This window comes from Flavobacterium sp. (assembly GCF_027484205.1).
Lineage (GTDB): Bacteria > Bacteroidota > Bacteroidia > Flavobacteriales > Flavobacteriaceae > Flavobacterium.
Genome location: NZ_JAIXUB010000009.1, coordinates 55,521 through 69,155, shown reverse-complemented (window position 1 = coordinate 69,155; position 13,635 = coordinate 55,521). Strand labels below are relative to the sequence as shown.

Here is a 13,635-nt window from a genome sequence, read left to right as displayed (position 1 = left end):
AGAATGTTAACAAATGAAGATTTATTGAATATTTCACATTCAAAATACTTGATTTAACAGTTTAATTAAATTATTACTACAAAAAACAATTATTTTGTAGTAATTTTACAAAAAATTAATGTTAACCAAGCTTTTTATCTAAAAAATATTTTAGCAAGAAAGATGTTGAACTATCATGTTTATTGACTTCAGACGTATTTATTTCTTCTAAAATTGAATTTGCAAGTTGTTTACCTAATTCAACACCCCATTGATCATAACTAAATATATTCCAAATAATTCCTTGAACAAATATTTTATGCTCATACAAAGCGATTAAAGAACCTAAAGACTGAGGAGTTAACTTGTCAATTAAAATGGTGTTTGTGGGTTTGTTTCCTGTAAAAACTTTAAATGGTAATAAATAATTAGCTTTTTCAGTTGAAATTACTTGTTGTTCAAATTCAGACTTTACTTGTTCAGCAGTTTTTCCGTTTAACAATGCCTCAGTTTGTGCAAAATAGTTTGACATTAATTTATTATGGTGGTCTTCGTTACCATACAATGGTTTTACAAACCCAATGAAATCGGTTGGAATTAATTTCGTTCCTTGATGAATTAATTGAAAAAATGCGTGTTGTGAATTTGTTCCAGGTTCACCCCAAATGATTGTTCCCGTTTGATAGTTTACAGTTTTCCCATCTCGTCCAACGCTTTTTCCATTACTTTCCATAATTCCTTGTTGTAAATATGGTGCTAACTTTTGTAAATATTGAGTATATGGAATTAATGCTTCACTTTCTGCACCAAAAAAATTGTTATACCAAATACTTAAAAGTGCTAAAATAACAGGAATATTTTTATCAAAAGTTGCTTCATTAAAATGTTCATCCATTTCATTTGCTCCTTTTAATAAATTGTCAAAATTATCAAATCCAACGGCTAAACTTATTGACAATCCAACAGCTGACCAAAGTGAAAATCGTCCTCCAACCCAATCCCACATTGGAAAAATATTATTAGAATCAATTCCAAATTCGGTTACTTTTTGAATATTTGTCGAAACTGCAACAAAGTGTTTTGCAACATCTTCTTGTTTAGCTGATTTTAAAAACCATGTTCTTATCGTTTCAGAATTTGTTAATGTTTCTTGTGTAGTAAATGTTTTTGAAACAATTACAAAAAGAGTAGTTTCGGGATTTAATTTTTTTATAACTTCATTTACATGGTCGCCATCAACATTAGAGACAAAATGGAGGTTTAAATGATTTTTATAATATTGTAAAGCTTCAACTACCATTGCTGGACCTAAATCAGAACCTCCAATTCCAATATTTACTATATCGGTAAATGTTTTCCCTGTAAAACCTTTTCTTTCTCCTGAAATTACTTCATTTGAAAATAATTTTATTTTTCTTTTTACATCAAAAACTTCAGGCATTACGTTTTTGCCATCAACTAAAATTGTTTGATTTTCTTTTGAACGCAATGCGGTGTGAAGAACTGCACGATTCTCTGTTTGATTAATCAAATCACCTTGAAAATATTTTGCAATAGCGTCTTTTAAATTTACTTCCTTAGTTAATTCTAAAAGTAAATCAATTGTTTCTTTATTGATATTGTTTTTAGAATAATCTACTAAAAAATCGTTCCATTTGATGTGAAATTTTTCAGCTCTTGTAGCATCATTTTCAAACATTTCTTTAATAGAATTGTTTTGCATTTTAGAAAAATGATTCTGTAATTTCTGCCAAACAGAAGTAGAAGTAGGATTTGTACTTTGAAGTGCCATCTTTAAATTTTTGATGCACAAAATTAACTAAAAGATTACAGATAAAACTATGTCTAATCAAATTTTGGAGCCCAAAAATCTATGAAAACGTTGTAGTTGGAAAAAATTATTTTCCAAACTCAATTTCGGCAATACTATCTAATTCTCTTTTTAATGGACGAATCTGTTCTTTAAATCTTGGCAAATCTCTACTTTCCATGGGTTGAGAATTTGGAAGTTTTAATTTGAGAGCATCAACCTCAACACCATTTTTCCAAAAACGATAACATACATGTGGTCCAGAAGCTAAACCTGTACTTCCAACTTTTCCAATAACATCTCCTTGTTTAACATGTTGACCTCGCTTTACAAGAATTTTAGACATATGAAGGTATTGAGTAGAATAAGTTTTGTCGTGTTTAATTTTAACAAAATTACCATTTCCAGCGGTATAACCTGCCATTTCAACTATTCCTGTTGCTGTTGCCATAATTGGTGTGCCAGTAGGCGCAGCATAATCAGTTCCTTTGTGAGGTTTCCATTTTAATTGCACTGGATGAAAACGATTTTTAGAATATCTTGAAGTTATATTAATAAATTTTAATGGTGCTTTAAGAAAATAGTTCTTTAAAGCTTTTCCTTCCTCGTTGTAATAATCTACTTTACTATTATTATTTATTTGGTATGGAAAAGCATAAATTTTTTCTCCTTTATATTCAAAAAAAGAAGCTCTTAAACTATCAACACCATCATAGAGTGTATCGTTTATATATCTTTCTGTAAAAGAAATTGCAAATTTATCACCTTTTTTGAGTCGGAAAAAATCGATAGACCAAGCATAAACTTTCATTAATTTTTTTGATAATGAAGCGTCAATTTTTTGATTCCTTAGTGTTGCCGCGAGTGAACCACTTAATTTTCCTGCAATTGTTTTTATCTTGTATGTAAGTGGTCGTGCTTTTTTGAAACCAACTATTGAGTCGGTTAAATCAATTAAATAATAGTCTAATCTATTAGGTTGATAAATTAAATATTGAAGTTTATTGTATTTGTCTTTAGAACGAAGACAAACATAAGGTCTTTTAAATCGTACTTGTGTTGGGAAAGAATCTTTGACAATTTTTATAATTTCTGAAGCTTTTTTACCATTAAGATTTTGTTTTTTTAGAATTCTTTCAAATGTATCTTGATGTCCAATAGTATCATAATGAACATTAAAATCATCATATTTGAAACCAAAATCTACTATTGGTTTGTAGGGTTCAATATCTTCAATAACATACTCTTCCTGTTGATTTTTACAAGAATATAGTGATAGTAGAACCAATAAAATAATTGCTATTTTTTTCAATAGTGATTTATTTTAACAATCTTCTCCCCAACTTTTTAATTCGTCTTCACTCCAAAGTTCGGGAAAAAATATTCTTCTTTGGTATTTTGGATGCATGTATTTTTTCCAATCACTTCCACCTGTCGCATCTCCATCTCCAATATATTTTCTTGCAGCATTCAAATGTCCCATAACCCAAGTGATGTTTACTGTTTTATCATAGTGACGCATTGCAGCAACTAAATCAGAATTTTTTTGGTCATTCTCAGGCAATTGTTTGAATTTTTGCCAAATATTAATGGTGTTATATTCTTCCATATAACGTAAAAACTCATCTTTATATTTTCTTTCAAATTCAAGAATTAAATACGATTTTTTTCCTGTTGCATGGTCTTTTCCTGCTGCTTGCCAATACAAATGCTCAAAAGCATGCGAATAAGGAGTATTTCTATCAATTGTTGCTCTAAAACGATAATCGATTAAGTTAATTAAATCTGTAGAAGAGAACTCAATCATGCGGTATTGAGCTGATTGAAAACCACTTGCAGGAGTAAGTGTGTTTCGAAATTTCATGTATTGCTCAATTTCCATTCCATCTCCCATGATATCGAATGAAGTTGTTAGCATATCAAAATAACGAGAAATTCGGGTCAATCTTTCTGTGAAAAACTTAGTTTCTGGTTTTTCGCAATGACAAACTTGTTTAATTTCCCAAAGAATCATTTTAAACAACAATTCGTTAACTTGATGGTACATAACAAAAACCATTTCATCAGGCAAAGTTGTTCGTTGCGTTTGAAGATTTAACAATGCATCTGTTTGAATATAATCCCAGTAGGTTATTGGTTTTGCCCAAAGCAAGCCTTCTAAATGTGTATTTGTATTTTGATTTATTGCATCAAATTTTTTATCTAATTCTTTAATTATAGAATTTGTTTCTTGACTCATTTTTTTGATTTTACCATGAATGGATTGTTTAATCCTTTAAAAGATTCTAAATCTGCTTTTAGTGAACCAACAGCTAAACTTGCTTTGATTCTTATTGGCAATTTGTTTTCATCGTCAGTTATCCAAACTGTAACACTTTCTTCTTCTTTAAAAACTCTTCCTGATTGAACAAGAGGTCTAAAAATCATACAAGAAACTGTACCAAATTTAGATTTTACATCTTCTCTACCAATGAATTTTAATTTAAATTTTGTTGATTCATCATCAAAAAACATATCAATTGCTATTGATTCACCAACTTTTAATTTATCAACATTAGGATGATTTCTTAAATAATAGAACGTTGAAAGAATATCTTGAACATTTTCTGATGTTGTAAATGTTTTTTCTGTTTTCTTTTTATAATCTTTTACTAAGATAGTATTTTTATCTTGATTAAAAAAACCTTCTTGATTTTTTGTATAACCACCTTCGTCAATTTTTCTCACAAACTGAAATGGTTTTCCTGTAACTTTATCAAAATAAGACTCATAAGTATCATCAACTTTAAAGAAGAATTTTGTCATGCCTGTTGTATAACCTTTTCCAACGGCATGAAAAACTTTTTTATTGTTTCTAACAGCTTCTTTAACTTCTACAGTTGCATAACCTGCTGTTACAAGTCCATAATGAATTCTAAACTTGAACCATTCGCCAACGTCAAATGCTGGTTGTTTTTGAGTATCGAAACTTACAGTTATAAAAAGTAAAGCAACCAGAATAATCTTTTTCATTTTTAAATAATTTAATCGATTTTTATACTGTAATACAATTTTTGTTCCAAATGTATTAAAACAAAAAAACTCCGTCAAATATTGACGGAGTTTTTATGCTATTAACCAACCAAAAAACTATAAATTATGAAAAACTTATATAAAACTAATCAGGAAACCACTCCCTTTCGTTTTGTGAGTGCAAATATATAACGCTTTTTGAATTATTCTCAACAAAAAACAAACTTTAACATTTATTTGTCAAAAACAACACTACTATAACGTTGTAATTTGATGATTGTTTAATAAACTTTAACTTTTATAACGTTCCTCTCAAAGCTTGTTCTCTTTCTATTGACTCAAAAAGTGCTTTAAAATTACCAGCTCCAAATCCTGTTGCACCCATTCTTTGAATTATTTCAAAAAATAATGTTGGTCGATCTTCAACTGGTTTTGTGAATATTTGTAAAAGATAACCGTCTTCATCAGCATCAACCAAAATGGAAAGTTTTTGTAATTCTTTAATGTCTTCTTTCATCATATCTTTGTGAACGCCTAATCTATTTGGAATATCATCATAGTAAGCTTGTGGTGGTGGTGGAAGAAATTCAACTCCGCGAGCTTTTAATCCAGCAACGGTTTTTATAATATCATCTGTTGCAACAGCAAGATGCTGCACACCAGAATCTTCGTAAAAATCTAAATATTCTTCAATTTGTGATTTTTTGTTTCCTTTTGCTGGTTCGTTAATTGGGAATTTAATCCTTCCATTTCCATTACTCATTACTTTACTCATTAAAGCAGAATATTCTGTATGAATTTGAGTATCATCAAACGAAAGGAAATTTTCAAATCCCATAACGTCTTCATACCATTTTACCCATTGATTCATTTGTCCCCAACCCACATTTCCTACCATGTGATCCACATATTTTAACCCTAATGGTTCTGGATTATACTCTGATTTCCATTCAACAAAACCTGGTAAAAACGCTCCATTATAATTTTTTCTTTCTACAAATATGTGAACCGTTTCTCCATATGTATAAATTCCTGAACGAACTACTTCTCCATGTTCGTCTTTTTCAACCGTAGGTTCCATAAATGATTTTGCACCGCGTTTAGTAGTTTCTTCCCAAGCAGATTTCGCGTCTTCTACCCAAAGAGCTATTACTTTTACGCCATCACCATGTTTACGCAAATGATCATTAATTGGCGAACTACTATTTAACGGTGTTGTTAAAACTAAACGTATTTTGTCTTGTTTCAAAACATAGCTTACTGAATCTTTTGAACCTGTTTCTAAACCTCTATAAGCATGAGATTGAAAACCGAAAGCTGTTTTGTAATAATGTGCTGATTGTTTTGCGTTTCCTACGTAAAATTCAACATAATCTGTTCCTAATAGTGGAAGGAAATCTTTTGCTCCACTAAATATTTTTTCTAGTCCGTAATCAACGGATTTTACATCTTTTGCCATAATTATTAATTTATTTCCAACTTACTGTATCAACATAAGTTGAATCTTTGTAAATGGAATCATTAGTATTATATTCATTTATTGATTCATTATAAAACAATGAATCGTTTACTTTTCTATTATTTATTTCTTCAATTTTTTCTTTAAATACGTCAGATATGCTTATTTGATAAATAAAAAACACAAATGCAAAAGCTAAAATAAAGAGCGCGCTAATTATTGTACCGATAATACAAATTATCTTAGCTGCATATACATTTTGTTTACTTTGAAGGGAATATACCTCAGGATTTGAATAATATTCTTTCAAACTATTACTTGCAGAAACTAATCCAATAATGCTTAATATTAAAGAAACTACTGCTAAAATTCCACAACAACACCCAAAAAGAATTATTACCAAACTTATTATACCTAATATCAAAGCCAACGGATCGGCAGAGAGTTTACTTTTTATTATCATAAGTTATTCTAACCAAGATTGAAAATAGTTGTTATCTGCAATTTTCATAGCTTCCTCAGTTACCATTAAAGGTTTAAAAGTATCTACCATTACTGCTAACTCAAGTGTTTCTTTTTTCCCGATACTTCTTTCGGCTGCGCCAGGATGTGGACCATGCGGAATTCCTGCAGGATGAAGCGAAATATTTCCTTGTTTAATATCATTCCTACTCATAAAATCACCATCAACATAATACAAAACTTCGTCAGAATCTATATTACTATGATTGTATGGCGCTGGAATTGCTAATGGGTGATAATCGTAAAGTCTTGGAACAAATGAGCAAACTACGAATGCTTTTGTCTCAAAAGTTTGATGAACTGGTGGTGGTTGATGAATGCGTCCAGTTATAGGTTCAAAATCATGAATAGAAAGTGCATAAGGATAATTAAACCCGTCGTAACCCACAACATCAAATGGATGAGTTGCATATACCATTTCGAAAATTTCGTCTTTCTTTTTTACTTTAATTATGAAATCTCCAAATTCATTATTGGTTTCTAATTCATACGGACGACGGATATCTCTTTCACAAAATGGTGAATGTTCTAACAATTGTCCAAACCAATTTCTGTATTGTTTTGGTGTGTAAATTGGCGAATGCGATTCTACAATAAACAATCGATTATCTTCAGTATCAAAATCGATTTTGTATATAATTCCTCGAGGAATAATTAGATAATCTCCATATTTAAAATCAAGATTACCATAAATAGTTCTTAGTTTTCCTGATCCTTGATGAATAAAAATCATTTCGTCAGAATCGGTATTTTTATAAAAATAATCGGTTGTTGATTTTCTTGGAGCAGCTAAAACAATGTGACAATCTGAATTAGTTAAAACAATTTTTCGGCTTTCTAAAAAATCATCAACTGGCGCTACTTCAAAACCTCTTAATTTGTAAGATTGGATATTATTTGATTTAGCAATTGTTGGCGCAACGCTATATTGCGATCTAATTTCTTTTACTTGCGTTGGTCGTTGCTCATGATAGGAATTGGTTGACATTCCGTCAAAACCAACAGTTCCAAAAAGTTGTTCATAATACAAATCTCCGTTTGGTTTTCGGAATTGTGTATGACGTTTAGGTGGAATATTTCCAAGTTTGTGATAAAATGGCATTTCTTTTTAGTTTAAAAGTTTAAAGTTTAAAAGTTTAAAGTTTCCTTTGACTTTAGTTACAACACAAAAAGAATTTTACTCACTCAGGATTTCTCTTGATGAGGAATTTTAAATGGATTAATAAGTTGTCCCATTTTTTCATTTAACAAATATCGGAAAAAATATTTATTTAAACTAAAACCAAAAACCAATACTTGCCCAAGTATATCCTTTAGGCAATTCTGGCGACCAAGAATACTTGAGTTCTATTGGTCCAATGATTGTTTCCATTGCATATCCAACTGCATATCCTGTATATCTTGGTGTAGAAAGCCAATTTCCTGTACTAAATAATTTATTTTCAACGTTAGCAAAATTTGCAGAAAAATTAATGTGATTTTTTTTATAAAATTCTAAATCTACTGTAGTTGACACTTTTATATAGCTATCTGCTGCAATGCTCAAAAAATCATAACCATAAAAATGCTTGAAGTTATTTATAGTATTGAAACCATAACCGCCAAGAACAAAATCTAAAAAAGAAACACTATCTTCACCAATAGCCATTCCTGCATCACTTTGAATTTTTACATTGAATTTTTTATAAAATGTTCTTGTAATTTGAGCATCTCCTTTTAAAATGGTAAATCGATTAAATTCATTTGTATAATCAGTCGAATTCAAGTAGGATTGAATATCGCCATTGAATGACCAACCTTTTTTTGGAAAATATTTATTGTCAAATGAATCATATTTTAAATATCCGAAGACACTAGAATAATTGCTGTTTTCAAATTCTTTAGATGATTCTTCAATAGTTTTAGAGTCAATTTTAAGATGTTTTAATTCTAAACCTGCTCCAATAAGAAATTTTTGGGCAAAAATTGTTTGAACATATATTTGATGTGTAAAATCTGAATAGTCAACATTCAATGAACTGATATTGTATTCATCAAATAATTCGCCGTTGTTAAAATCTGTAAAAACGTTTCTATTGAAATGATTGTATCTTGATTTGAAACCAAAGCTAAAATAAAATCCATTGTCAATATAATAGTCAAGATTATATCTAATATTGTCACCAAAACCTAAATCGAGAGAAAGTACATCGTTTTTAAATAATGATTTTTTTTGAGTAAGATTAACTAAAATTGCGCTTTTGTACAATCCATCATAATGTAAGCCAAATTTTAAGAAAGCTTTATTGTTACTTTCAGATAAATTGAGCAACAACTCATCTCCACTTTTAGCTTTATTAATTGAATAAGTAAGTGAGCTAAAATTTTGTGTAGCATTTAATTTATCAATTCCTTTACTAAGTTGTTTATAATCAATTTTTTGATCTTGTTTAAAACCAAGTTTTCCAATGACATAAGCTCTTGTATAATTATTTAAGTTATTGATGCTTATTTTATTGATGTAAAGACTATCAACAACACTTCTTTTATTGTTTTTTATGTAGTTACTAGAATCACCATATTTTTTTATCTTTTCATAAACTGCAAAAGCAGCTTCTTCTCCTTTTTTAATTATTTCTTTTCCTTGGTCGAATGAAATGACAGAATAATTTGTGATGTCAGGTTTTATGTAGATATCTGTTTTTTCGATTTTAGATTTCATACTTTCAATCATTTGAAGATTTGAAATTTGAACTAAAATTCGAGTTGCTTCTCTAAGTGAATTTCTGTCTTTTAAATCGTCTTGAACATCAACACCAATGACAATATCTGCGCCCATTCGTCTAATTTCTTCAACAGGATAATTATTTGAAACACCGCCATCAATGAGCATTTTTCCATTCAATTCTACAGGAGAAAAAAGAGTTGGAAATGCTGAACTTGCCAACAATGCTTGAGGTAAATATCCTTCATTAAGAATTACTTCTTTTCCGGTTTCAATATCTGTAGCTATACAAACAAAAGGAATTGGGAGTTTATTAAAATCTCTAATATGTCTAACGTTATTAGTGAGTTTTGTTAGTAAATTATAATTGTACATTCCTTTAGATAAAGCTATGGGAACACCAATACTAAACTTTTTTAATGGTAACGAAATGGCATAAAGTTCGTCATTCCTTTTTTCATAAAAACTTTTTGAAGTTCGAGGAATATAATCTTTTAATAATTCATCAAAATTTGTGTCGTGAAAAATAGAATCTATTTGAGATGCATTGTAACCCGAAGCATATAATCCTCCAACAACTGCACCCATACTTGTTCCGCCAACATAATCGATTTTAACTCCTGCTTGTTCTAATACTTTTAAAACTCCAATGTGAGCAAACCCTTTTGCGCCACCACCACTTAATACTAGACCAATTTTTGGTTTTTTAATTGTGTCTTGTGAAAATACCGAAGATGGAAAATGGAAAATGGAAATTATTAATAAAAAAGTTGCGAATTGCGGATTGCGGATTGCGAGTTTTGGCACTTCGAACTCCCGAAGTTTCGGGACAGTGTGAAAGTTGCATGTTTTGAAAATTGAATTTTGCAAAAGGCAATTGCTATTTAGCCCTGATAAAGACGATATCCTTTTTTTGCAAAAAAAAGATAAAGGCGAAAGCAGGAAAATAGATTGCAAAAATTGCTTCAACATTCGCTTCAAATTATAATTAGTTGTTTTCCTTGTAAAAGTCGGAAATTTTTTTGGCTTTTGATACACCAACAACCTCAGAAATTTCTTTTTCTGTAGCTAATTTCAGTCTTTTAACACTTTTGAAATGTTTTATTAACGTGAGCATGGTTTTTTCGCCTATTCCGGGAATGGTTTCTATGGAGGAATTTAAGGCAGACTTACTTCGTTTGTCACGATGAAATGTGATTCCGAATCGATGCGCCTCGTTTCGTAAAAACTGAATAACTTTTAGTGTTTCCGATTTTTTATCGAGATATAAAGGAACTGAATCGCCAGGATAGAAAAGTTCTTCTAATCGTTTTGCAATTCCGATGATGGCAATTTTTCCTCGTAAACCTAAATCGTCGATGCTTTTTAATGCTGATGAAAGTTGTCCTTTTCCTCCATCAATAATTATTAATTGTGGCAACGGTTGGTTTTCGTCTAATAATCGTTTGTATCTTCGGTAAACGACTTCTTCCATGGAGGCAAAATCATTTGGTCCTTCCACCGTTTTTATATTGAAATGACGATAATCTTTTTTAGATGGTTTTCCGTCTTTAAAAACCACGCAAGCCGCAACAGGATTAGTTCCTTGAATATTAGAATTATCAAAACATTCGATATGTCGTGGCTCGACAGAAAGGCGTAAATCTTTTTGCATTTGCGCCATAATTCGATTAGTATGACGTTCTGGATCGACAATTTGAATTTGTTTCAATTGTTCTAATCGGTAATATTTAGCATTTCGTTCTGACAGTTCTAAAATTTGTTTTTTGTCGCCTAATTGCGGAACTGTAATTTTTATTTTATCGCCAAAATCAAGTGGAAACGGCAAAACAATTTCTTTTGTAGTCAAATGAAAACGCTCTCGAAGTTCAACAACTGCCAATTCCAGAAGTTCTTCGTCGGTTTCGTCTAATTTCTTTTTTAATTCTAAAGTATGCGAACGGATGATTGCGCCATGAGCGATTTGTAAAAAGTTGACATACGCCATCGTTTCGTCGGAAACAATTGAAAACACATCGATATTGGAAATTTTTGGGTTTAAAACTGTGGAACGCGATTGATAATTTTCGAGAACTTCGATTTTTTCTTTAACTTTTTGCGCTTCTTCAAATTGCATACTGGCGGCAAACTCGTGCATTTTAATTTTGAAATCTTTCAAACTCTCTTTGAAATTTCCTTTCAATATTTCACGAATAGCATCGACTTGTTTTTGGTAATTCTCCAATAATTCATAACCTTCACAACCGCCTTTGCAATTGCCAATATGAAATTCTAAGCAAACTTTGTATTTTCCTTTTTCAATGTTATTTTCGGTTAAGTCATAGTTACACGTTCGAAGTGAATACAACTCTTTTACTAAATCTAAAATGGTATTTACGGTTTTGAAATTGGTATAAGGTCCAAAATATTCAGAACCGTCTTTTATCATTCTACGTGTTGGAAATATCCGAGAAAAGGGTTCTTTTTTGATGCAAATCCAAGGATAAGTTTTGTCGTCACGCAATAAGACATTATAACGCGGTTGGAGTTTTTTAATCAAATTATTTTCCAACAAAAGCGCATCTTGCTCACTTGAAACTACAATGTGTTTGATGGTTTCAATTTTGCGAACCAGTACATTGGTTTTCCCGTTATCGTGTACTTTATTGAAATAAGAAGAAACTCTTTTTTTGAGGTTTTTTGCTTTTCCGACATATAGAATTTTACCTTCTTTATCGTAATACTGATACACTCCGGGATTATCGGGTAACGTTTGTATTTGAAGTTCTAAAGATGGGTTGTTCATTGTTTTAAGAAAATAGAGCAAAGAATAAAGAAAACAGATTTTGTAAATTATCTTCAAACAAATTTAACTTTAAATTCCACACAAAACAAATAGAGTTTTTTACTTTTACTAAATGAATAAAAAAGAGTTAAGAAAAAAGTACAAAGAGTTAAGAGTAGCTTTATCTGAAGAGACAATTGAAGATGAAAGTTTGGCAATTGCAAATCGATTGTTATCAATAGATATTTGGGACAAAACCTACTTTCATTTGTTTCTAACTATTGAAGAACAAAAAGAAATTGATACCGAATTTATTCTTCAAATTTTAGCTGGAAAAGACAAAGAAATTGTAGTTTCTAAAAGTGATTTTTCAACTTTAGAAATGACGCATTATCTACTCACAGACAATACTAAATTTAAGAAAAACAATTATAACATTCCTGAGCCAATTGATGGTTTAGAAGTTCCTGTTTCAAAAATTGACGTGGTTTTTGTTCCTCTTTTAGCTTTTGATGTAAAAGGAAATCGTGTAGGTTATGGTAAAGGTTTTTACGATAAATTTTTAGCCAATTGCAAACCCGAAACTATTAAAATAGGATTGTCTTTATTTGAAGCAGAAGAAACTATTGATGATGTTTCAGAAAATGATATTCAGTTAGATTTTTGTATTACACCAAATAAAACTTATACCTTTTCTTAGTCTAATTTATTGTGGAATACTCTTGAAATACTGTTTTGTGGAAGAGTGAATGCTCTTTTATTAAAAAATATTAATATCCCAATTCCAAGAGAAATTGCAAAATCAGCAACATTAAAAATTGCATTAAAAAAAGTTATTCTTTCTCCACCCCAAATTGGTACCCATGTTGGTAAAAGATAATTGTCAATAAAAGGAAAATAAAACATATCGACTACTTTTCCGTGAAAAAGAGTTCCGTAAGGAGTATCCGAACCTAAAACAGCAAGATTTCTTGTTGCTGGATTACTTTCATCAAAAAGAACACCATAAAAAACAGAATCAATAATATTTCCTAAAGCTCCGGCAAAAATTAATGCAATTGAAACTATAAGAAAATTTGATTTCTCTCTTTCGATTGAATCCCAAAGCCAATATCCTATGAAAGGCATTACTAAAATTCTAAAAACTGTTAGAATTACTTTACCATAATCTCCAGGAATTTTCGTTCCCCAAGCCATTCCTTCATTTTCAATAAAGTAAAACTGAAACCAATCCAAACCAAAAACATGGTATGCTTCTCCGTAGAAAAAATTTGTTTTAATAAAAACTTTTGAAAATTGATCAATAATTAAAATTAAAATTATGAGAAAAACAGCTTGATAAAGTTTCATTTTTTTTGATTTGTGTGCAAAAATAGTAATTATAT

General features: G+C 30.2%; 11 protein-coding genes. 1 reads left to right on the top strand and 10 read right to left on the bottom strand.

All coding sequences use genetic code 11. The features are described from left to right. Nucleotides 1-121: 121 nt before the first annotated feature. The 9 genes from pgi to uvrC form a co-directional block, all read right to left on the bottom strand. Nucleotides 122-1,771 carry a glucose-6-phosphate isomerase gene (gene pgi / locus Q0049_RS02950; protein ID WP_298116401.1) on the bottom strand — a complete coding sequence of 550 codons (1,650 nt, stop codon included), beginning with the start codon at nt 1,769-1,771 and terminating at the stop codon, nt 122-124. Nucleotides 1,772-1,877: 106 nt separating this feature from the next. After that, entirely contained in the window at nt 1,878-3,101 is a 1,224-nt protein-coding gene (locus Q0049_RS02945) for a peptidoglycan DD-metalloendopeptidase family protein (RefSeq protein WP_298116399.1), read from the bottom strand. A 12-nt stretch (nt 3,102-3,113) separates the two neighbouring features. Beyond that, on the bottom strand, nt 3,114-4,028 hold the full coding sequence (locus Q0049_RS02940; RefSeq protein ID WP_298116397.1) for a tryptophan 2,3-dioxygenase family protein: 915 nt from the start codon (nt 4,026-4,028) through the stop codon (nt 3,114-3,116). Further along, nucleotides 4,025-4,801 carry a DUF3108 domain-containing protein gene (locus Q0049_RS02935; RefSeq protein WP_298116395.1) on the bottom strand — a complete coding sequence of 259 codons (777 nt, stop codon included), beginning with the start codon at nt 4,799-4,801 and terminating at the stop codon, nt 4,025-4,027. Before Q0049_RS02935 ends, Q0049_RS02940 begins: the two co-directional genes overlap by 4 nt. Nucleotides 4,802-5,099: 298 nt before the next feature. Next, nucleotides 5,100-6,260 (bottom strand): 4-hydroxyphenylpyruvate dioxygenase, encoded by a 1,161-nt coding sequence (gene hppD / locus Q0049_RS02930; RefSeq protein WP_298116393.1) that lies wholly within the window; start codon nt 6,258-6,260, stop codon nt 5,100-5,102. Nucleotides 6,261-6,270: 10 nt separating this feature from the next. Continuing rightward, nucleotides 6,271-6,723, bottom strand: a complete 453-nt coding sequence (locus Q0049_RS02925; protein ID WP_298116391.1) for a CCC motif membrane protein — start codon at nt 6,721-6,723, stop codon at nt 6,271-6,273. A 3-nt stretch (nt 6,724-6,726) separates the two neighbouring features. After that, a complete protein-coding gene (locus Q0049_RS02920; RefSeq protein WP_298116389.1) occupies nt 6,727-7,884 on the bottom strand; it encodes a homogentisate 1,2-dioxygenase in 1,158 nt (385 codons plus the stop codon). 174 nt (nt 7,885-8,058) lie between these two features. Next, a complete protein-coding gene (locus tag Q0049_RS02915) occupies nt 8,059-10,293 on the bottom strand; it encodes a patatin-like phospholipase family protein (RefSeq protein ID WP_298116387.1) in 2,235 nt (744 codons plus the stop codon). A gap of 181 nt (nt 10,294-10,474) precedes the next feature. After that, a complete protein-coding gene (gene uvrC, locus Q0049_RS02910) occupies nt 10,475-12,271 on the bottom strand; it encodes an excinuclease ABC subunit UvrC (protein ID WP_298116385.1) in 1,797 nt (598 codons plus the stop codon). Between the two features lie 112 nt (nt 12,272-12,383). Here uvrC and Q0049_RS02905 point away from each other — a divergent pair, with 112 nt between their 5' ends. Next, a complete protein-coding gene (locus tag Q0049_RS02905) occupies nt 12,384-12,950 on the top strand; it encodes a 5-formyltetrahydrofolate cyclo-ligase (RefSeq protein ID WP_298116383.1) in 567 nt (188 codons plus the stop codon). Here Q0049_RS02905 and Q0049_RS02900 read toward each other — a convergent pair. Further along, a complete protein-coding gene (locus Q0049_RS02900) occupies nt 12,947-13,600 on the bottom strand; it encodes a lipoprotein signal peptidase (protein ID WP_298116381.1) in 654 nt (217 codons plus the stop codon). The two genes, Q0049_RS02905 and Q0049_RS02900, sit on opposite strands and share 4 nt — an antisense overlap. Nucleotides 13,601-13,635: the final 35 nt, after the last annotated feature.